The sequence below is a fragment of the Brevundimonas sp. genome (genome assembly GCF_046295075.1).
In the GTDB taxonomy this organism is placed as follows: Bacteria; Pseudomonadota; Alphaproteobacteria; order Caulobacterales; family Caulobacteraceae; genus Brevundimonas.
Genome location: NZ_JBKBOC010000020.1, coordinates 34222 through 53906, shown reverse-complemented (window position 1 = coordinate 53906; position 19685 = coordinate 34222). Strand labels below are relative to the sequence as shown.

Sequence of the window (19685 nt, the reverse complement as noted above, 5' to 3'; positions counted from 1 at the left end):
CGGGGGAGGATCAAGTGAAAGTCGCCTCGGTCCTTATTCCCCTGCCGGTGCCGGAAGCCTTCGATTACGAGGTTCCCGAGGCGCTGACGTTGGCGCGTGGCGATCAGGTCGCCGTGCCGCTGGGGCCGCGCCTGATGCGAGGCATCGTGTCCGAGGTGTTCGAGACGACGGGGTCGAACCGGCGGCTGAAGGCGGTGGACAGTCTGCTGGACGATCCGGCCCTGCCGTCGCGCGTCGTGGATTTCGTCGAATGGGCCGGGCGCTGGACCCTGTCTCCGCCCGGCGAGATGGCGGCGACGGCGTTGAAGGGCCTGCGGGCGCCGAGGCCCCGGCCGGAACGTCGCGTGCGGCGTGTCGGCGACCGACTGCCGTCGCGGGCTACGCCGGCGCGAACGGGCGTGCTGGAGGCCCTGGGCGAGCGGTCGATGGCCAGCGCCGATCTGGCGCGGGCGGCGGGCGTGTCGTCCGGCGTGGTCAAGGGACTGATCGACGAAGGCGTGCTGGAGATCATCGAGATCGCGGCCGAGGCGGCGTTCGACGCACCCGATCCCGACCATGCGCCCGCATCGCTGAACGGCGATCAGGCGGCGGCGGCGACGGCCCTGGCGGCCGGGGTGACCGGCGGCGGCTTTCGTCCCTTCCTGCTGGACGGGGTGACGGGCTCGGGCAAGACCGAGGCCTATCTGGAGGCGATCGCGCGGGTGCTGCGCGCCGATCCGGCGGCGCAGATCCTGATCCTGCTGCCTGAGATCGCCCTGACCCAGGCCCTGATCGAGCGGATCACGGCCCGGTTCGGCGCCGCCCCGGCGGAATGGCATTCCGGCGTCGCCCCGCCGCGCCGTCGTCAGGTGTGGGAGGCGGTGGTCGCCGGCCGGTGCAATATCGTGGTCGGCGCCCGCTCGGCCCTGTTCCTGCCCTTCATCCATCTGCGGCTGATCGTGGTGGACGAGGAGCACGACAGTTCGTTCAAACAGGAAGAGGGTCTGGTCTATCACGGGCGCGACCTGGCGGTGGCGCGGGCGCGGATCGAGGGGGCGGCGGTGGTTCTAGCCTCGGCGACGCCGTCGCTGGAGACGTTATGGAACGCGCAGAGCGGGCGTTACGATTGGCTGAAGCTGGGCGCGCGGCACGGGACGGCGGTCTTGCCGGACATCGCCTTGCTGGATCTGCGTCAGAACACGCCCGATCCCCAGACCTGGCTGTCGCAGCCCCTGCGGCTGGCTATCGGCGAGACCTTGCTGCGGGGCGAGCAGACGCTGCTGTTTCTGAACCGGAGGGGGTATGCGCCCGTCGTCCTGTGCCGCGCCTGCGGGCATCGGCTGACGGCCCCGGACACGGACAGCTGGCTGGTCGAGCATCGCTATACCGGCCGGCTGGTCTGCCACCTGACCGGCTTTTCCATGGCGCGGCCCAAGCTGTGCCCGTCCTGCGGGGCCGAGGATTCGCTGGTCTCGGTCGGCCCCGGCGTCGAGCGGGTCGAGGAGGAGGTGCGCCAGCTGTTCCCCGAGGCGCGGACGGCGGTGTTCAGCTCCGACACCGCGCCGGACGCCAGGTCGGCGCGCGCCCTGATCCAGCGGATGACGGACGGCGAGATCGACATCCTTGTCGCGACCCAGGCCGCCGCCAAGGGCCACAACTTCCCGCGCCTGACGCTGGTGGGGGTGGTGGACGCGGACCTGGGGCTACGCGGCGGAGACCTGCGGGCGGCCGAACGGACCTATCAGCTGCTGGCCCAGGCGACGGGGCGGGCAGGGCGGGCGGATCGGCCGGGGCGAGCCATCTTGCAGACCTGGACGCCCGAGCATCCGGTGCTGATGGCGCTGGCGGCGGGCGACCGCGACGCCTTTGTCGAGGCGGAGATGGCCGAGCGCGAGGCGGCGTCGCTGCCGCCCTATGGCCGGCTGGCGGCGATCATCCTGTCCAGCGAGAATGCGGTTGCGGTGGAGAAGACGGCCAACGACCTGGCCCAGGCCATTCCCAACGCCGAACGGCTGGAGGTCTATGGACCCGCCGATGCGCCCCTTGCCTTGGTGCGGGGGCGACGGCGCAAGCGGTTGCTGGTGCGGGCCGACCGCGACGTGAATATCCAGGCCTTCCTTCGGGCCTGGCTGGCGCGGGTGAAGGTTCCGGCCTCGGTCCGTCTGACGGTGGACGTGGACCCCTATTCGTTTCTTTAGACCGCCATGACGGTGCCGAGCAGCACGCGGGCGCCGGGCCGGCCCAGGGTGGTGTTGGTCGCCGCCTGAAGTTCGGCCGACAGCTGGTCGATATTGGGCACGGCGCCTGGGCGGATGCCGTTGGCGAAGCGCTGGGCGGCGGTGTTGTAGGCGGCGCGAAGGCGCGGAGCGGACTGTTGGGCGCGGGTGCGAAGAGCCGCGTCGGGCACATCGACGCCGGTCTCGATGGTCAGGACGCCGCGACGGCCGCTGGCCTGGATAATCGAGGCGGTGATGACAGGCAGGCGGAAATAGGTGTCGGCGGACGGCGCGGCGCCTCCGCTCGACGAAGCGCGAGCGGTCGATGAGGCGGCGGCCGTCGCGACGACGGCGAGACCGAGAAGGGCGCGGCGTTCCATGAGATCGACCCTAGTCCCGACGGCTTAAGAAACCCTCACGCCGCGCGGCGGTGCGGGGAGCGGCCGTCATCGATCGAGGCCTCGAACCGGAAGCCCGCGATCTGACGCGCCAGGGTCTCGGCTTCTCCAGCCAGTTGGCGGCTGGCGGCGGTGGCCTGTTCGGTCATGGCGGCGTTCTGCTGGGTGATCTCGTCCAGCTGGACCAGGGCCTGGCGAACCTCGGACAGTCGGTCGGCCTGATGCCGCGAGGCCGAGGCCATGTCGCCGGCGAGGTCGTCCACCGACGCGACCCGTTCGCCGATCCGGTCCAGCGCCTGGCCTGCACGTTCGACCAGGTCCACGCCCCGCGCGACCTGGGCGGCCGAGGTGGCGATCAGGGTGCGTATCTCGCCGGAGGCTTCGGCGGAGCGCTGGGCCAGAGCGCGGACTTCGGAGGCGACGACGGCGAAGCCGCGGCCGGCCTCGCCTGCACGGGCAGCCTCGACCCCCGCGTTCAGGGCCAACAGATTGGTCTGGAAGGCGATCTCGTCGATCAGGGAGGTGAAGCGGGCGATCTCGACCGAAGACTCCTGAATGGCGGTCATGGCCTGGGTCGTTTCGCCGACCACGGCGCCGCCGTTCTCGACGTCGCGGCGCACGGCGGCGACGGCTTGGGCCGTGTTCTGCGCGCCCTTGGCGGTCTGTTCGACCCCGGCGGCGATCTCTTCGGTGGTGGCTGCGGTGCGCTCCAGCCCGGCGGCCTGGCGTTCGGTGCGGTTGGCCAGGTCGTCTGACGCGCTGGCCAGTTCGTCCGAGCCGGTCCGCACCGCCTCGGCGCTCTCGGCGACGGCGCCGAAGGCGCTCCGCAGGCTGGCTGCGGCGCTGTTGAAGTCGTCCTTCAGCGTGCGATACTCTTGGGGAAATTCGGACTGGATGGCGATGCTGAGGTCGCCGCTCGCCAGGGTTTTCAGGGCCTGTCCCAAGGCCGCCACCACCTCGGCCTGACGCGCATCGGCCTCGGCCTTGGCCGCGGCAGCGTTGTCCCGTTCTTGCTGAAGCGCGTCCAAATAGATCGAGATGGCCAGGTCCATGTCCAGCAGGGCGCGCTGGGTCAATTCGGCAAGGCCCTCGCCGGTTTCGCGGTCGTGGGCGGTGCCGGCGAACCGTTTGCGGGGCCGCGTCGCCACCGCCTTCATCACCTCGGCCAGCAGCACGCCGTAGCCCCCGATATACCAGCGCGGCTCCAGGCCGATGCGGGCGTGGGTCTGGCCGATGACGGTGACGGCGCGAGCATAGTCGGCGTCTGCGCGTCCTTCCACGATCGCATCCCAGTGGCCCACCTGGGCGGACTTGGCGCGGCCGATATGGGTTTCGTCACGGAAGAAGCGCCGGGTTTCGGGCGTGGCGCGGATGCGGTCGTAGAAGGCGTCGAGAGCGGCGGGCACGGCGCGGCGAATGGCGCCCTGGATCGCCGTGTAGGCGGACGACGGGCTGGACAGGCCGGCGAAGGTCGTTCGCTGCTGGATCGACGTCTCTGACATGCACGCAAGCCTCTTACTGAATGCCGGACGCCCCCGTCACGGTATTGTCCCCATAGTCTGTGTGGGTTTTCGAGGCGTTAACGCCGTCGCGTATCCAGATCGCATAAGGATATCTTTATGTGTTTGTTGATACTTGGCGCTCATCGGGCTAAGAGGCCCCAAACCTTCCTGCGGCTCGGAGCCCTGACATGACCGACTACATCGTTCGCGACATCACCCTGGCCGATTGGGGCAACAAGGAAATCGAGATCGCCGAAACCGAAATGCCGGGCCTGATGGCTCTGCGCGAGGAGTTCGGCGAGCAGCAGATCCTGAAGGGCGCCCGCATCGCCGGCAGCCTGCACATGACCATCCAGACGGCGGTCCTGATCCAGACGCTGGAAGCCCTGGGCGCCGAAGTGCGCTGGGCCTCGTGCAACATCTTCTCGACCCAGGACCACGCCGCCGCCGCCATCGCCGCGGCCGGCACGCCGGTCTTCGCCACCAAGGGCGAGACGCTGGAAGAATACTGGGACTACGCCCACAAGATCTTCGAATGGGCCGACGGCGGCTATCCGAACCTGATCCTGGACGACGGCGGCGATGCGACCCTGCTGACCGTGCTGGGCCCCAAGGCCGAGAAGGACATCTCGGTCCTGGCCAACCCGCAGAACGAAGAAGAGGAAGCCCTCTTCAAGGTGATGAAACGCTACATCGCCGAGAAGCCCGGCTTCTATTCGGCCATCCGCGACGCCATCGGCGGCGTGTCGGAAGAGACGACCACGGGCGTTCACCGCCTGTATCAGATGGCCGAAAAGGGCGAGCTGCCCTTCCCCGCCATCAACGTCAACGACAGCGTCACCAAGTCCAAGTTCGACAACCTGTACGGCTGCCGTGAATCGCTGGTCGATGCCATCCGTCGCGGCACCGACGTCATGCTGTCGGGCAAGGTCGCCGTGGTCTGCGGCTACGGCGACGTGGGCAAGGGCTCGGCCGCTTCGCTGCGCCAGGGCGGCGCGCGCGTGATCGTGACCGAAATCGACCCGATCTGCGCCCTGCAGGCCGCGATGGAAGGCTATGAGGTCCAGACGCTGGACGACACCGCCGGCCGCGCCGACATCTATGTGACCACGACCGGCAACAAGGACGTCATCACCGTCGACCACATGCGGCAGATGAAAAACAACGCCATCGTCTGCAACATCGGCCACTTTGACTCGGAGATTCAGGTCGCCGGCCTGAAGAACTTCAAGTGGGACGAGATCAAGCCGCAGGTCCACCATGTCGAGTTCCCGGACGGCAAGAAGATCATCCTGCTGTCGGAAGGCCGTCTGGTGAACCTGGGCAATGCGACGGGTCACCCCTCGTTCGTGATGTCGGCGTCCTTCACCAACCAGACCCTGGCCCAGATCGAGCTGTGGACCAACGCCAAGGCCTACGACAACAAGGTCTATACCCTGCCCAAGCATCTGGACGAGAAGGTCGCCATGCTGCACCTGGCCAAGCTGGGCGCCAAGCTGACCGTCCTGACCAAGGACCAGGCCGAATACATCAACGTGCCGGTCGAAGGCCCGTTCAAGACGGATCACTATCGTTACTAAGACCCTCGAATCGAGGGGCCTGTCATGACGAGGACGTCGGTCGACGTCCTCGTCATGGGGGCAGGCGCGGCCGGGATGATGGCCGCGATCGAAGCGGGACGACGCGGACGCCGGGTGCTGGTCGTCGATCACGCCGACCGGCCGGGCGAGAAGATCCGCATCTCGGGCGGCGGACGCTGCAACTTCACCAATCTGGGGTGCGGGCCGGCGAACTTCCTGGGCGAGAACCCCCGGTTCGCGACCTCGGCCCTGCTGCGCTATACCCAGCACGACTTCGTCAAACGTATCGACAAGGCCGGGATCGCCTGGCACGAAAAAACGCTGGGCCAGCTGTTCTGCGACGACAGCGCCAAGCAGATCGTCCGTATGCTGACGGATGACATGGCGGCGGCGGGCGCAGCCCTGAACATGAAGACCGGCGTGGAGCGGATCGTGCGCTCGGGCGACGGCTGGTCGGCGACCCTGTCGGACGGATCGCAGGTCGTGGCGGCGTCCCTGGTCGTGGCGACGGGCGGCAAGTCGATTCCCAAGATGGGGGCCACCGGCTGGGCCTATGAGGTCGCGCGCCAGTTCGACATTCGCGTCACCGAGACGCGGCCGGCCCTGGTGCCGCTGACGTTCGAGGCGGGGCTGCTGGAGACGCTGGTCCCGCTGGCGGGGGTGGCGTTGGACGCCTCGGTCGCCTCGGCGCCCGAAGGGGCCAAGGCGCGCAAGGCCAGCTTCAAGGAAGCGATGCTGTTCACCCATCGCGGCCTGAGCGGACCGGCCATTCTTCAGATCAGCTCCTACTGGCGCGAGGGCGAGGCCGTGGTGGCCAGCATGGCGCCCGGCCGCGACGTGTTCGAGGAGTTGAAGGCTGCCAAGGCGACGAACGGGCGTCAGGCCGTGCATACGGCGCTGGGCCATATCGTGCCGCGTCGCCTGGCCGAGAGCCTGTGCGTGCGCGAGGGCGCGTCGGGCAATCTGGCGGACCTGTCGGACAAGGTGCTGAGGCGGCTGGATCAGGCGGTGAACGCCTGGGCCGTCAAGCCGGTCGGGTCGGAAGGCTATCGCACAGCCGAGGTCACCCTGGGCGGGGTGGATACGGCGGCGCTGGATCAGCAGACGATGCAGGCCAAGGCCGTTCCCGGCCTGTATTTCATCGGCGAGGCGGTGGACGTGACCGGCTGGCTGGGCGGCTATAATTTCCAGTGGGCCTGGTCGTCGGGCTGGGCGGCCGGGCAGGTCTGCTAGGCGGACAGGTTTCAGACTCTGGCCGTGACAAAAACAGAGTGCACAGTGTGCACTTTCGAGGCCATGGATCTGTTTCCAAACGGTTTTCGTTCGAAAAAATTCAGACGGTCTCAACGCGAAACGAAAACAGTCCAGTCTGTTCCCGTCCGTTCCAATGGCGATGTCAAAGACCGAAGGGGGATCATAGCCCCTGTCGCTGGTGTGTATGGTCGATTGCCGCTGCCTGATTTCAAGTCGCTGTAAAAGCGACGCTTCATCACTGAAACCATGCCGGCTGGGGCAGGTGCGCCGCGAAATGCGACGCCTGCGGCCCCGCGACGCATGGCGGCGGGGCAGGGCGGCGCCTAGCTTGAGGGAGCGGAACGGGCCCCTCTGGCGTTGTTGCGGTCTGGCGTTCCCCCTTCCTTGCGCCGGGCTGTGCGACGCGATGTCGGACCGCACGGGTGCGTCGATGCGATGGGGCTTTTTCCCCTCCTGGCCCGTCGTATCGACCGCCCGATCCTGAATCTTTCGACCTGGAGCCCGAAATGCCTCTTCTGATGTGCCCCAACGACAATGCCGCCATGCAGACGCTGGAGCGCAACGGCGTCCAGTTCGACATGTGCCCCGACTGCCGGGGCGTCTGGCTGGATCGCGGCGAGCTGGAAAAACTGATGGCCGCCGCCGTCGAGGAAGGCCGCGCCTCTGCGCCGCCGCCCGCGCCCCAGGCCTATGCCCCGCCGGTTCAGCCGCAGCCGCACATGCAGGCCCCGCCTCAGCCGTGGGGCGGCGCGGCGCCGCAGCCGTATCGCGACGATCGGGGCTACAAGAGCGACAAATACCGCGACGGCCGCCACGGCGACGACGACTACCGCTACAAGAAAAAGAAGCGCGACAGCATCTTCGACATCTTCGACTGAGTAGCCCATAGACCCGTCACCCTCGGGACGAGCCCGAGGGTGACGGGTCTATGGGGGGATTTTACGCGGCGAGACCCGCCGCCTGCATCAGGCCTTTCAAGGCGGCGACGCTTTCCGGCGCGGCCGACAGGGCGGTGCGGACGTCCGGAGCGCGCAGCAGCTTGATGGCCTCGGACCGGGCGCGGTCGGCCGCCGGACCCAGAGGCCCCGCCTCGCCTGTCGCCAGTTTCAGCAGGGCCGCCAGCTTCTGGGGCGCCGAGACCTGAGCGCGGACGATCTGGGCGATCAGGTTGGCGTCGGCCTCCAGATTTCCGCCCACAGCGCCGATGGTCTCGGCGATCTGGGCCTGGTCGTGGTCGCCAAGATGGGCGGCGCGGACCGCGCGTTGCAGGCGCGCCAGGGTCGCCAGTTTCTGTGATGCGCTGGGGCCGCCGGGCACGGCCTGTCGCACCTCGGTCTCGAACCGCAGCGAGCCGATACAGGCGCTGAGCCAGCGGGCGGCGGCGCGCTTGTTGGCCCCGCCGGTGACGTTCTCGCACAGCCGGGTCAGTTGCTCGGCCTCGGCCAGGACGGTCGGGCAGGGGTTGACGTAGGCGCCGACGAAGTCCGCTGTGACCAGGCTCTTGGAGCGTTCGACGAAGGCGGTCTGAACCTCTTCCAGCGTCAGCAGACGACCGGCCGAGGCGGTCAGGGCCATGGCCAGAAGCCGCAGAATGTCGATCTCGCCCACCGGATCGGCGGGGCGAAGCCGGCGCGGGCTGGTCAGTTCGCGCGTCACCAGACGGGCCAGGGACGCGGCCAGCAGCGGAAGCTCGCCGGCCGCCAGATGCACGCCCAGACGCGCGGCCGGGCCGTCCACATCGGGCATCATCAAAGCGAGGCGCGGGTCCATGCGCAGAAGGCTGTCCATCTCGGCCGGCGCCACCATCCGCACGATGGCCGCCAGATTGGCGCCCTGATCCAGAGATGGGCCGAGGATTTCGGTCAGATTGGTGCGCACCGCCAGCATTTCGGCGACGATCTGTTCGATTGCGACCACGACGAGGGCGCGCGGCGGGCCGTCGGCCGGAGCTGCGTCCATCAGGTCCATCAGCGCGCCCAGCCGCTCGCGCGCGCCGCGTCTGTCCTTCAGGGCGCCGGCGACGACGCCGCCCATGCTGAAGGCGCGATCCGAAGACCCGGCCAGACGGTGCGCCAGATCGGCGATCGAGCGACCTTCCAGGGCGGGGAAACGGCCGTCGCGTGCGGCCTTGCGCAGGCGCGCCATGCCCTGTTCGACCAGCTTCTGATAATGGCGCACGACGCCGTGCACGTCCTGGCCCGTGGCCTGGCTCTCGGGGACGGCGACCTTCTGGATCGCGTGCTGAAGCTCGACGCCCGCCGCCTCCAGCCGTTCGGCCACGTCCGCGCGGTGCAGCAGTTCGAAGGCGGTGACGCCCTCGCGCTTCAGCCAGTCCTCCAGCACCCGGCCGATCAGGGCGCGGGCGTGGGGAGAATAGAACTCGGCCGGGCCGCCGCAGGCCGGGCGGATCGCCGGGTCGGCGACCTTCTTCTTTTTCTCTTCCGGCGCGCCCAGGGTCAGGATGGTCAGGGAGCTGAACTCCATCGTGTCGGGGTCCAGCGTCTCCTTGGTGACGCGCGAGGCGACGGCGAGGCGGTCGTGAAGCTGGTCCTCTGCGGTCTCGATGGCGTGTTTGCGGTCTTCGGTCGCGATCAGCAGGGTCCATGCGGACGGGGCGCTTTTGCGGACATAGACTTCGTAGTGGATCGGACCGGCCATGGCGTAACTCTGGCGGTCAAGGCTTTAAGGCGAGGTTTGCAGAGGCGAATTTGGCGCCGCGTTGAAATAGGCGGGGCGACGAACCATCTTGGGCGTTCGCGCGCTGTTGGAGATTGTGGATCGAATTCCCTTCTGCCCGCCGGGCTCCAGCCCTAATGTGACCGCGATCGAACGGTTACGCTTGTTGCGCGTTGTCGTTCGCGAGAACGCAAGTTCAGGAGAAGACAGACTTGGCCAACATCACCCTGATCGATGACGACGAGAACATCGTGGCGTCCGTGTCGCTGGCGCTGGAAAGCCATGGCCACAAGATCACCGCCTATCACGACGGCGCATCGGGCCTGGCCGCGCTGGAATCCTCGCCGCCCGATCTGGCGATCCTGGACGTGAAGATGCCGCGCATGGACGGGATGGAGGTGCTGCGTCGCCTGCGCCAGACCTCGCAGATCCCGGTCATCATGCTGACGTCCAAGGACGAGGAGATCGACGAGATCCTGGGCTTCAACCTGGGCGCCGACGACTATATCCACAAGCCGTTCAGCCAGCGTCTGCTGATCGAGCGGGTCAAGGCGCTGCTGCGTCGCACGGGCGCGGACGGCGGCGAGCCGGAGACGGCGGCCGAGGTCTCGGGACGCGCTATCAAGCGCGGCAAGCTGTCGATGGACCCTGCGCGTCACGAATCCACCTGGGACGGCAAGCCGGTCAAGCTGACGGTGACCGAGTTCCTGCTGCTGCAGGCCCTGGCCCAGCGGCCAGGCTTCGTGAAGAGCCGCGACAATCTGATGGACGCCGCCTACGACGATCAGGTCTATGTCGACGACCGCACCATCGACAGCCACGTGAAGCGGATGCGCAAGAAGTTCCGCGCCGTGGACAATGAGTTCGACGCGATCGAGACCCTGTATGGCGTCGGCTACCGCTACCGCGAGAGCTGATCTTCCGGGCGGGCGAGAGCCCGACGAGGAGCCTGTACGCCGGCCGTTGCTCCGCTTCGGCGGATCGCGGCTGGGCGGCTTCATCCTGGCCCTCAATCTGCTCAGCCTGCTGATCCTGTTCGGTGGGGCCTTGGCCCTGAACGAATGGCGTCAGGGGCTGATCGAGGCGCGCCAGGAATCGCTGAGCGTCCAGGCCGAGCTGCTGGCCAACGTCCTGCGTGAAGAAGGCGTCACGCGGGGCGAACCCACGCCCGAGCTGGACCCGATCCGTGCGTCGATCTGGCTGACGGACCGGTTCATTCCGGCGGGCCAGCGGGTGCGGCTGTACGACATCAACGGCCTGTTGCTGGTGGACAGCTATCAGGTGACCGAGGCCATCGGCGGACAGCCCTTGCCCGACGCCAATCCGGCCGGGGCGCCGACGCCCGACAGCGCGGCGGAGAGCCTCGTGTCAGAGCGCCGCGTCGCCCGCGCCGACAGCGAACTGGCCGCCGAGGTCACGGCCGCGCTGGAAGGCACGCCCCAGGCGACCCTGCGCCGCAACGAATCCGGCGACCGGGTGGTGTCCGTCTCCATTCCCGTGCGCCATGTGCGCCAGGTGCTGGGCGTGCTGACGGTCGAATCCGGTGATGTGGACGAAATTCTGAGCGCCCAGCGGCGCGCCCTGGTGCCGTTCGCCCTGGTGGCGCTGGGCGTCAATCTGCTGGCTTCGCTGCTGCTTCATCTGTTCGTGGCGCGGCCGATCATGCGGCTGTCGGCGGCGGCGGATCAGGTCAAGCTGCAACGCGCGCGCGCCATCTCCCTGCCCGATCTGGAGGATCGCAAGGACGAGATCGGCGACCTGGCCCGGTCGCTGGAATCCATGACCGACACCCTGTCGACGCGGATGGACGCCATCGAGCGGTTCGCGGCCGACGTGTCGCACGAGATCAAGAACCCCCTGACCTCGATCCGTTCGGCGCTGGAGACCCTGCCGCTGGTCAAGACGGATGCGCACCGCGAGAAGCTGACGGCCCTGCTGCAGCAGGACGTGCGGCGGCTGGATCGGCTGATCACCGACATTTCGAACGCGTCGCGGCTGGATGCGGAACTGTCGCGGGACCGGCCGCGCCCTGTGGACGTGAACCGGCTGCTGGCCGACATCGTCGGCATCTATGAGACGACGGCCAAGCCCGGCGACATTCCGGTGACCTTTACGGCGCCCGAGCAGGCGCTGCGGGTCATGGGGCGCGACGGGCCGTTGGGGCAGGTGTTCCGCAACCTGATCGACAACGCCCGCTCGTTCAGCCCGGCCGGCGGGGTGGTCAGGGTGACGCTGGAAGAGACGACCGACGACCTGCCGATCCGCGTGCGGGTCGAGGACCAGGGGCCGGGGATTCCGGCCGAGAACCTGGAGACGGTGTTCGAACGTTTCTACACCTCGCGGCCGAAAGGTGCGGCGTTCGGATCGAACTCGGGCCTGGGCCTGTCCATCGTGCGCCAGATCGCCGAGGCGCACGGGGGTCGCGTCCATGCCGAGAATCGTGCCGAGGGCGGCGCTCGGTTCGAGATCGTCTTCCCGGCGGTCGGCCGCAGGGCATGACGATGGAGCCGCCCGTCCACGCCACGACGGTCGCCGTTCGCAGACGGGGCGCGTGGCAGGGCGTGATGATCCTGGGGCCGTCGGGCGTGGGCAAGAGCGATCTGGCGCTGCGGTTGATCGCGCGGGGCTGGCGGCTGGTCAGCGACGACTACACCCAGGTCTGGGCGTCGGGCGGGGCGGTTCATGCCTCGGCGCCCGCCTCGATCAAGGGTCGGATCGAGGTTCGCGGGGTCGGAATCGTGTCCGCCGCGACACGCCCCCTGGCCCGAGTGGTGCTGGCCGTCGCCTGCGTGCCCGAGGCCGTCGAACGCCTTCCAGAGCCGCAGACACGGCGTTTCGCGGGGGTGGACCTGCCCCTTTTGGCGCTGGACCCCAGACCCGCCTCGGCCGTCGATGTGGTCGCAGTCGCGCTGGAGACGCTTTGAAACCCCGAAAGACGGGTCTATGACACGCCCCTTGCGGTCCAAAGAGGGCGGCGTCCGGCCTCCCTTGCCGGGCGGGGGAATGCCTGGGACGGTTCAGGGCGGGATGCGAGTGAAGTCCTCATGATCGGTCTGGTGATCGTCACCCACGGCGGGCTGGCGTCCGAATTTCTCTCCGCCATGGAGCATGTGGTCGGCCCGCAGCGCGGCGTCGCGGCCATCTGCATCGGGCCGGACGACGACATGGAGCGTCGGCGTCGCGACATCGTGGACGCTGCGGCGGCGGTGGACGACGGCGACGGCGTCATCCTGCTGACCGACATGTTCGGCGGCACGCCCTCTAACCTGGCGATTTCGGTAATGGAACAGACCCACGCCGAGGTGATCGCCGGGCTGAACCTGCCCATGCTGATCAAGCTGGCCAGCGTGCGCGGCCGCGAGACGCTGGAATCCTGCGTGGCCCATGCGCAGGACGCCGGCCGCAAATACATCTCCGTCGCGTCCTGGGTGCTCGCAGGCGAAAAATGACCGTCACCGCGACCCTGAACATCTGCAACACTCGGGGCCTGCACGCCCGCGCCTCGGCCAAGTTCGTCAAACTGGCCTCCAGCTTCGAGAGCGAAATCCACGTCACCCGCGACGGCGTGACGGTGGACGCCCGCTCGATCATGGGCCTGCTGATGCTGGGCGCCGGCATCGGCTGCAGCATCGACGTCTCCGCCGAAGGGCCGGACGCCGACGAGGCGATGGAAGCCCTGACCGACCTCGTCGCGCGGAAGTTCGACGAGGATCAGTAGTCGGTCGTCACCGTCGGGTTTGGGAGGCGAGAGGAGATGCAGATGGGTCTCGTTCATGACATTCCCTTCGAGGTTACGGACTTGCGGTCCTACGAGGTGGTCGGCGCCCCCGTGGTTTCCGCAAGTGGCGGCCTTGAATGGGGCGACACAGCGCCGCCGACGGGGCATGGCGATATGGGCGCCGATCAGTTCTCCTGGCTCCTGTGGGCCGACGATTATCGCATTGCGGGGCGTAGGCTGACGATCAACGTTCAGACGCACGCACCTTCGCTGTCTGCTGAAGGGGTCGGGCACATGACCAGCTTCCTGAGCGACATCGAAGCGAAGGACGCCGCGGTTCGGGGAGCGATCGTGGCAGGATTCGATGAGGTTTCGTCGCTCGCCGACTATTTGGTTCCGGAATTGCTGCGCAACGTCGAGGCGCCGTATCTGGCGATGTTGTTCGGCGACCGGCTGCGTGACGACGCGATCTCCGCCTAGGAGTTCCTTGGCGGCCTTACCCTGTGCGCCCTCGGCTATCACATAGAGGCGAGCGGGGTCGGAAGCTTCAAGATGGACTACAGACTCCTCGTGCCGTCATTGATTGACCCGGATATGCAGGATGCAGACAGGTATTTGGTTTTTGGCGGCCGCTACGACATCACCAACCAGGTCCTGGTCGCCAAATTCTCGGAGGCCGGCGAATTGCTCGATCTCTATGTCGAGAGTTGAGCCCGAACTCGACAGGGCGCGGTCCCGTCGTAGCTGAACCCATCTGATCGGCTGTTGTGGCGACGAAGCTTGGGATGCCTTGGTGAACTACCCAGATGGAACGCCGCTCAAAGTTGGAGACATCGTTGGCCTCGGCGAGGACCGAAACGGCGTGGTCGTCTGTTCGATAGACGATGACGTCTACACGGATAACTTCACCAGGGAGGATTGGGACCATCTGGAGCGGGGCGTGATGATCGCGTTCCCGATGTGGGGCCTCATCCATTACGAAGAGCCCGAGCCCGACTTGGAGTTCGTCGCGCGCGCGTGAGCGGTGTCTGCTGCCCGACCCGGAAATACATGCTGTCAGGCCCGACGGATGGCCGCCTCAGCGTTTACGGCTTTCCGGGAGTCGATGACGGCTATGCTTCAGACCAGGTCGCCCGCCCGATGGGACACATCGGTCTGGCGCTCGGTGCGCTCCAGATGCAGATAGTTCGACTCGAAGCAGGCTGCCTGTTTCAGGCGCGCGGGGTCGCGCACAAACAGCCGCTTGTTCGAGAAGTCGACCAAGCCTTCAGACCGCAGTCTTTGCAGCGTGCGATTGACGTGCACAGCCGTCATTCCGGTGGCTTCACCCAGTTGCGATTGCGTCGATGGAAACGGAAAGCTGTCGTCATCGGCCATGCCGACCAGTCGGTAGCGGATCAGCATCTCGTAGAAGAGGTGGGAAAGTCGCTCATAGCCATCCCGACAGCCCTGATCGATAATCCTGGACCGCAGCATGGCGTGGTCGGCCATGGTGCTCCACCACAGCGCACGCGTGAGCGTGGATGACTCGGTGAGAAGCTCGCGCACGATAGTCATGGGTATTACAATGCAGGTCGTCTCGCAGATGGCCACGAGATCGTGATCCATCGACGACAGGATGAAGACCTCAAGTTCGCAAAGGTCGCCCGGGATCAGAAACCCCATCGTCTGGCGATCGCCATTGGGAAGCGTTTTCCGGCGAGCGGCCACGCCCTCGACGATCAGGTAGACGCTGTTGACCTTGGCCCCTTCTTCGAAGATCGCCTGGCCGGCGGCGTAGGTTTGCCGAGGCAGTTCAACGAGCTTATCTAGCCGTGCCCGCTCAGCGACGCTGAACTTCGTGAACTGTTCCAACTTCATCGTGAGAACATTCACCATGGAAAGCCTCTATAATGGATGTTGAAAGAAGATCATAATTCGGTTCGACCCGACGGGTCACAAGCAGACCGTGGACCTCATCACAACACCGCTACAAGTCTCGACCTAATTCTTTATCCGAGCAGGAAAGGGAGCAGGCGTTTTTATTTGCGCCAAGCGTTTGTGGTTTCCCGGCCGCATCCTTGGCGGCGCGCCGAAGGCGACGGCGATCAGATTTGTTTCGAACTTTCGTATCGTATCCAAAAAATGCATCGTCTTTCCTCCCTGTCTGAAAGGTCAGTCTGGTCACGTCAGGTCACAGACGGCAGCAACATGAGTTAAGGATGCCGAAAAATGACTCATCAAATTAAAGCATAATCATCGTCGGCAAGGTTAATGAGCCAGGTAACCAGGTCTATGGCTATCAAGTAGCTGATTAGAGGGTGATATCTACAGCTTCGTCGAACCGGACTTCGCCAAGGGGCTTCTGGCCAGCGTCCACATACTCTACGCGATGATGCCCAATCAAATGGCCGTGCAGGACCGTCTCGGCAGCAAGCTCCCGAACGGCTTTGACCGCATACGCCCGAGCCGCATGCTCATCAGCCAGTTCGGCGCCCTCCTCATCCAAGGTGACGTCGTCGTTGTAAATGTTGAAATAGTAGAGGGGCATGGCGCATCTTGACCGCATTCCTGCAAGACCGCCCTAACCTAGATTATATTTCGGGCGATCTTCGAAAACGGATCATCCCACGTTCGCGACAGGTCGCGTAAAAGCGCCAGCCCGACACCGACTTTCAGACGTTCAGATCGCCGCCGTGGGCCAGTGCCGGTCTTGGTGAATTCTCGCGCGAGGATGACGGGGTGCGTCTCAGAGCCCCAGCGCCCTGCGGATGTCGCGCCAGTCGACGTATTTGAAGTTCTGGGTGCCGACGTCGTTGACGTCGTCCTGGATCACGACGACGCCCTCGGGGAAGGGGCCGACTGCGCCGCTGGCGGCGGCGAGGCCGTCCGTGCCGGTGATGCGGTCGACCGCGCCGTCCACGACCTTGAACCGGCCTTTATATTCCGGCGCCGCGCCGTCGATACGCCAGACGGGGAAGTTGGAATCGCCCTGGCTGGAGGCGATCAGGTAGCGGCCCGAGGCGTCGGTTATGGTCGTCAGGCCCTCGGCGTCGGCGACCAGAATGTCCTTGGCGATGGGCTGGATCAGGGTGCGGGCCGCGCCCGACGCCGGGTTCAGGCCATAGCGCCACAGGCCCACATTCTCCTCGGTGATATAGAGGGCATCGGTGGCCTCGTCGGCGGCGCAGCCTTCGGAGATGGTGCCGATCTCGGCGCGGCGTACCTCGCGGGCGGCGGGCTTGCCGTCGGCGCCGACGGTAAGGATGAACTGGCGCAGTTCGCCCTCATGGCCGACCAGGACGGCGTGGACCTCGGCCCCGCGACGCGCGAAGCAGAAGCCGTAGGGTTCGATCACGTCGGTGGCGACGGCGCCCCAATAGCGCACGCCGTTCTCGCCGGTCCCGGCCGGGTCGAAGGTATAGAGGGAGATGCCGGTCTTGCCCGGCGTGCGGTCGCTGGCGCCCAGCACCACCTGCGGGCGGCCGCCCACCGACAGGCCCTCGACCACGTCGACATTGTTCAGCAGGCCCTCGGGCAGGAACTGCAGGATCTGACCGTCGAAGCCATAGATATAGAGGCCGGACTTCTTGTCCGTGCCGGCGACGAAGCCGGGGGTTTGTTTGCCCATCACCGTGACCGGCGCTGCGCTGGCCCAGACGGCGGGATCGTCGGCGGCGTCCTGGCCCGCCGTACCGACCGAAGGGGTTTCCAGCACGGCCTGGACAGACGCGCCGGGGCCGACGAAGCCTTCGCCCTCGCCCTGATAATCGACTTCCGTCGTGGCGCAGGCCGCGAGCAGGGCGAAGACGGAAGCGGCGGCGGTGAAGCGGGCGGCGCGTCGGATCGGCGAAGTCATGGCAGGTTCCCGGATGTGATTTCGTCTGTGATTTCGTCGGGGCCCAGATCAAGGCCGACCGCCGACAGGTCAACGGACTTATGGTGACGGTTTGAATGCGGTTCGATGACGCATGATCGGTGTCGGGACGGATCGTCGCGCAACTGTCCTGAAACCGCGAAATCGCCGTCGTCGAAACGTCGCTTTCGCGTCGCCAGTCCCCGCTATCGGGCCGCCCATCGGCAGAGGTGAAACGTCGCCCGCCGCTGGGGATCATCGAGATGAAAATCAAACTGCTCATGGGCGCCGCGCTGGCCCCGCTCGCCTTCGCCGCTCCCGTTCTGGCCGCCGACGAGGTCGCGCCGCAGCAGACCGCCCAGACGCCGGTCACGGCGCTGGAAGAAGTCGTCGTCACCGGCGAGCCGGCCATGCGCAACCGCACCGACGATGTCGTGCCGACGCTGTCCTACGACCTGGACTATTTCCAGCGGTTCGAGCCGCTGACCGCCGGCGACGCCCTGAAGCGCGTGCCCTCGGTCACCTTCCTGTCGGACGTGCTGGAATCGGATGGCGTGCGCATGCGCGGTCTGGACTCGGCCTATACGCAGATCCTGATCAACGGCGAGCGCGTCCCCGGCGCCAACCTGGATCGCTCCTTCTTCGTGGACCGCATCCCCGCCGAACTGATCGAGCGGGTCGAAGTCGTCCGCTCGTCCTCGGCCAACCGCTCGGGCGATGCGGTGGCCGGCGCCATCAACATCGTGCTGCGTGACGCCCTGTCGCTGGACGGCGGCTATGTCCGCCTGGGCGCGCTGCACTGGGAAGACAGCGAATACGGCCAGTGGGGCGGAACCTACGGCGCCGTCTGGGGCGGTCAGGTCGGGCCGGGCCGCCTGCTGATCGGCGGCAACATCCAGGATCGCCGCAATCCCAAGCAGAAGTTCTCGGAACGCTACGAAGAGCCGAACGGCGAACTGACCGACACCGAGGCCCAGACCGACACCCGCGACGGCACCGACTATTCGGCCAACCTGTCGTATGAGATGCCGGTCGCCGGCGGAAACCTGGAACTGAGCGGCGTCTTCGTTCGCACCGACCGCGTCCAGGACGAAAGCTCGATCGAATACGACGAGGGCGACGTCAACGACGTGGCCAAGATCAATGCCAACCCGCTCGACATCCGAACCGACAACTGGGCGGTCAACAGCCGTTACGAGCGCGAGATGCTGGGCGGCGAGACGACCTTCAAGCTGGGCTACGCCACCATCGACGACGAGCAGTTCGAGCAGGAAGAGGAACTGGACGTCGGCGACGAGGTGATCGAGGGCGAACGCACCCGCACCAACGTCAAGGACGAGGAAATCCAGGCCGCCATCGAGCACAAGATCAAGCTGGGCGGCGAGCTGGAGTTGGAGTTCGGCGTCCAGTATTCGAAGAAGAACCGTGACAGCACGGTCTTCTCCGCCGAGGCCGAAGCCGAGGACGAGCCGGTCTTCCGCGCCCTGCTCGACAGCGAGTACGGCGATTTCGAAGCCGTCGACGGCGGCATCAACTCTATCGAAGAAACCCGGATCGACCCCTACATCATGCTGTCGGGCGAGAACGGCCCGGCGAAGTGGGAGGCCGGCCTGCGTTACGAGACGACCGACTTCTCGATCACGGACGAGACCGTCGCCGCCGCCGACCGCACCAACGACAAGGATTACGGCATCCTGCTGCCGTCCGCGAGCGTGCGATTCAAGCTGTCGGACAGCGACCGGATCACGGCTTCGGTGGCCCGCACTGTGCGCCGCCCGAACTTCGACTTCCTGTCGCCGGCTCTGCTGGAAGGCGAATACGGCGACAACGACTTCATCGGCAATCCCGACCTAGAGCCGGAAACGGCGTGGGGCGCGGATCTGGGCTTCGAGCGTCGTCTGGGCCGTCGCGGCGTGATCGGCGTCAACGCCTTCTATCGCGACATCACCGATCTGATCGAAATCACCAACACGGGTGAAGAAGCCCAGGACGAACCGGACGCCTTCCGCCTGACGGCCGAGAACGTCGGCGACGGCCAGGTCTGGGGCGTCGAGTTCGACCTGTCCACGCCGCTGGACTTCATCGGCATGGAGCACACGGGCGTGTTCCTGAACTACTCGTGGCTGGACAGTTCGGTCGATGACTTCCTGGGCGAGCGCCGTTTCAACTCGCAGTCGGACTATGTCTTCAACGTCGGCTTCACCCAGGACATCCCGACCTGGGGCGCGGCCTTCGGCGCCACCTATCGCAAACAGGGCGACGCCAAGGGCCGGATCGTCGGCGAGGAAGTCGTCACCTCGTACGGCGGCGATCTGGAAATCTTCATCGAGAAACAGGTCGCCTCGAACGTGGTGATCCGCTTCACCGGTTCGAACCTGCTCGATTCTTCCAAGGACGAGGTGTTCGACAAGTTCAACACCATCGCCGACCAGATCGACCGCGACTACGACGAGTTCGAGATCGAGTCCGAGAACGCCGGTCCGGTGTTCCAGCTGGTGGCGCGCATGGCCTTCTGAGGCTTCGCCTT

At 66.5% G+C, this 19685-nt stretch carries 19 protein-coding genes; 13 read left to right on the top strand and 6 right to left on the bottom strand.

The window, feature by feature from the left end:
- Positions 1-14 precede the first annotated feature (14 nt).
- Positions 15-2177, top strand: a complete 2163-nt coding sequence (locus tag ACK4MH_RS13965; RefSeq protein WP_409719410.1) for a primosomal protein N' — start codon at positions 15-17, stop codon at positions 2175-2177.
- Here ACK4MH_RS13965 and ACK4MH_RS13960 read toward each other — a convergent pair.
- Both ACK4MH_RS13960 and ACK4MH_RS13955 read right to left on the bottom strand, forming a co-directional pair.
- Positions 2174-2575, bottom strand: a complete 402-nt coding sequence (locus ACK4MH_RS13960) for a Tat pathway signal protein (protein WP_409719408.1) — start codon at positions 2573-2575, stop codon at positions 2174-2176. The genes ACK4MH_RS13965 and ACK4MH_RS13960 overlap by 4 nt on opposite strands.
- A gap of 35 nt (positions 2576-2610) precedes the next feature.
- A complete protein-coding gene (locus tag ACK4MH_RS13955) occupies positions 2611-4095 on the bottom strand; it encodes a methyl-accepting chemotaxis protein (RefSeq protein WP_409719406.1) in 1485 nt (494 codons plus the stop codon).
- A 188-nt stretch (positions 4096-4283) separates the two neighbouring features.
- Between ACK4MH_RS13955 and ahcY the strand changes: the two genes are divergently transcribed.
- The 3 genes from ahcY to ACK4MH_RS13940 all read left to right on the top strand — a co-directional run bounded on the left by ahcY (position 4284) and on the right by ACK4MH_RS13940 (position 7807).
- Positions 4284-5675, top strand: a complete 1392-nt coding sequence (ahcY, locus tag ACK4MH_RS13950) for an adenosylhomocysteinase (protein ID WP_135193953.1) — start codon at positions 4284-4286, stop codon at positions 5673-5675.
- Between the two features lie 24 nt (positions 5676-5699).
- Complete coding sequence (locus ACK4MH_RS13945; protein WP_409719403.1) at positions 5700-6908, top strand: NAD(P)/FAD-dependent oxidoreductase; 1209 nt, start codon at positions 5700-5702, stop codon at positions 6906-6908.
- A 527-nt stretch (positions 6909-7435) separates the two neighbouring features.
- Positions 7436-7807 (top strand): zf-TFIIB domain-containing protein, encoded by a 372-nt coding sequence (locus tag ACK4MH_RS13940; protein WP_409719401.1) that lies wholly within the window; start codon positions 7436-7438, stop codon positions 7805-7807.
- Positions 7808-7868: 61 nt separating this feature from the next.
- Here ACK4MH_RS13940 and ACK4MH_RS13935 read toward each other — a convergent pair whose 3' ends face one another.
- Positions 7869-9587: a hypothetical protein gene (locus tag ACK4MH_RS13935; RefSeq protein ID WP_409719399.1), complete on the bottom strand. Its 1719-nt coding sequence runs from the start codon at positions 9585-9587 to the stop codon at positions 7869-7871.
- Positions 9588-9817: 230 nt separating this feature from the next.
- Between ACK4MH_RS13935 and ACK4MH_RS13930 the strand changes: the two genes are divergently transcribed.
- From ACK4MH_RS13930 to ACK4MH_RS13895, 8 genes are all read left to right on the top strand, one after another.
- A complete protein-coding gene (locus ACK4MH_RS13930; protein ID WP_409719397.1) occupies positions 9818-10522 on the top strand; it encodes a response regulator transcription factor in 705 nt (234 codons plus the stop codon).
- Positions 10491-12104, top strand: a complete 1614-nt coding sequence (locus ACK4MH_RS13925) for an ATP-binding protein (protein ID WP_409719395.1) — start codon at positions 10491-10493, stop codon at positions 12102-12104. The genes ACK4MH_RS13930 and ACK4MH_RS13925 overlap by 32 nt, the downstream gene beginning before the upstream one ends.
- A complete protein-coding gene (locus ACK4MH_RS13920) occupies positions 12101-12529 on the top strand; it encodes an HPr kinase/phosphorylase (RefSeq protein ID WP_409719393.1) in 429 nt (142 codons plus the stop codon). The genes ACK4MH_RS13925 and ACK4MH_RS13920 overlap by 4 nt, the downstream gene beginning before the upstream one ends.
- 120 nt (positions 12530-12649) lie before the next feature.
- The gene (locus ACK4MH_RS13915) at positions 12650-13054 is read left to right on the top strand and encodes a PTS sugar transporter subunit IIA (protein WP_159848584.1); all 405 of its coding nucleotides are present in this window, start codon (positions 12650-12652) and stop codon (positions 13052-13054) included.
- Entirely contained in the window at positions 13051-13323 is a 273-nt protein-coding gene (locus tag ACK4MH_RS13910) for an HPr family phosphocarrier protein (protein ID WP_409719390.1), read from the top strand. Before ACK4MH_RS13915 ends, ACK4MH_RS13910 begins: the two co-directional genes overlap by 4 nt.
- A gap of 42 nt (positions 13324-13365) precedes the next feature.
- Complete coding sequence (locus ACK4MH_RS13905) at positions 13366-13803, top strand: hypothetical protein (RefSeq protein WP_409719388.1); 438 nt, start codon at positions 13366-13368, stop codon at positions 13801-13803.
- 72 nt (positions 13804-13875) lie between these two features.
- On the top strand, positions 13876-14034 hold the full coding sequence (locus tag ACK4MH_RS13900) for a hypothetical protein (protein ID WP_409719386.1): 159 nt from the start codon (positions 13876-13878) through the stop codon (positions 14032-14034).
- An 82-nt stretch (positions 14035-14116) separates the two neighbouring features.
- On the top strand, positions 14117-14344 hold the full coding sequence (locus ACK4MH_RS13895; RefSeq protein WP_409719384.1) for a hypothetical protein: 228 nt from the start codon (positions 14117-14119) through the stop codon (positions 14342-14344).
- A 98-nt stretch (positions 14345-14442) separates the two neighbouring features.
- On the opposite strand, the gene ACK4MH_RS13890 is transcribed toward ACK4MH_RS13895, so the two are convergent.
- The 3 genes from ACK4MH_RS13890 to ACK4MH_RS13880 form a co-directional block, all read right to left on the bottom strand.
- On the bottom strand, positions 14443-15201 hold the full coding sequence (locus tag ACK4MH_RS13890; RefSeq protein WP_409719382.1) for a Crp/Fnr family transcriptional regulator: 759 nt from the start codon (positions 15199-15201) through the stop codon (positions 14443-14445).
- Between the two features lie 415 nt (positions 15202-15616).
- On the bottom strand, positions 15617-15853 hold the full coding sequence (locus ACK4MH_RS13885) for a DUF6894 family protein (protein ID WP_409719380.1): 237 nt from the start codon (positions 15851-15853) through the stop codon (positions 15617-15619).
- Positions 15854-16051: 198 nt separating this feature from the next.
- Positions 16052-17161: a phytase gene (locus ACK4MH_RS13880; RefSeq protein WP_409719378.1), complete on the bottom strand. Its 1110-nt coding sequence runs from the start codon at positions 17159-17161 to the stop codon at positions 16052-16054.
- Between the two features lie 260 nt (positions 17162-17421).
- Here ACK4MH_RS13880 and ACK4MH_RS13875 point away from each other — a divergent pair, with 260 nt between their 5' ends.
- On the top strand, positions 17422-19674 hold the full coding sequence (locus tag ACK4MH_RS13875; RefSeq protein WP_409719376.1) for a TonB-dependent receptor plug domain-containing protein: 2253 nt from the start codon (positions 17422-17424) through the stop codon (positions 19672-19674).
- Positions 19675-19685: the final 11 nt, after the last annotated feature.

Bases quoted from the DNA above. Each gene is read 5' to 3' on its own strand.
- ACK4MH_RS13960 (WP_409719408.1), bottom strand. From the start codon at position 2,575: ATGGAACGCCGCGCCCTTCTCGGTCTCGCCGTCGTCGCGACGGCCGCC.
- ACK4MH_RS13955 (WP_409719406.1), bottom strand. From the start codon at position 4,095: ATGTCAGAGACGTCGATCCAGCAGCGAACGACCTTCGCCGGCCTGTCC.
- ahcY (WP_135193953.1), top strand. From the start codon at position 4,284: ATGACCGACTACATCGTTCGCGACATCACCCTGGCCGATTGGGGCAAC.
- ACK4MH_RS13945 (WP_409719403.1), top strand. From the start codon at position 5,700: ATGACGAGGACGTCGGTCGACGTCCTCGTCATGGGGGCAGGCGCGGCC.
- ACK4MH_RS13940 (WP_409719401.1), top strand. From the start codon at position 7,436: ATGCCTCTTCTGATGTGCCCCAACGACAATGCCGCCATGCAGACGCTG.
- ACK4MH_RS13935 (WP_409719399.1), bottom strand. From the start codon at position 9,587: ATGGCCGGTCCGATCCACTACGAAGTCTATGTCCGCAAAAGCGCCCCG.
- ACK4MH_RS13925 (WP_409719395.1), top strand. From the start codon at position 10,491: ATGGCGTCGGCTACCGCTACCGCGAGAGCTGATCTTCCGGGCGGGCGA.
- ACK4MH_RS13920 (WP_409719393.1), top strand. From the start codon at position 12,101: ATGACGATGGAGCCGCCCGTCCACGCCACGACGGTCGCCGTTCGCAGA.
- ACK4MH_RS13915 (WP_159848584.1), top strand. From the start codon at position 12,650: ATGATCGGTCTGGTGATCGTCACCCACGGCGGGCTGGCGTCCGAATTT.
- ACK4MH_RS13910 (WP_409719390.1), top strand. From the start codon at position 13,051: ATGACCGTCACCGCGACCCTGAACATCTGCAACACTCGGGGCCTGCAC.
- ACK4MH_RS13905 (WP_409719388.1), top strand. From the start codon at position 13,366: ATGGGTCTCGTTCATGACATTCCCTTCGAGGTTACGGACTTGCGGTCC.
- ACK4MH_RS13900 (WP_409719386.1), top strand. From the start codon at position 13,876: ATGGACTACAGACTCCTCGTGCCGTCATTGATTGACCCGGATATGCAG.
- ACK4MH_RS13890 (WP_409719382.1), bottom strand. From the start codon at position 15,201: ATGGTGAATGTTCTCACGATGAAGTTGGAACAGTTCACGAAGTTCAGC.
- ACK4MH_RS13885 (WP_409719380.1), bottom strand. From the start codon at position 15,853: ATGCCCCTCTACTATTTCAACATTTACAACGACGACGTCACCTTGGAT.
- ACK4MH_RS13880 (WP_409719378.1), bottom strand. From the start codon at position 17,161: ATGACTTCGCCGATCCGACGCGCCGCCCGCTTCACCGCCGCCGCTTCC.
- ACK4MH_RS13875 (WP_409719376.1), top strand. From the start codon at position 17,422: ATGAAAATCAAACTGCTCATGGGCGCCGCGCTGGCCCCGCTCGCCTTC.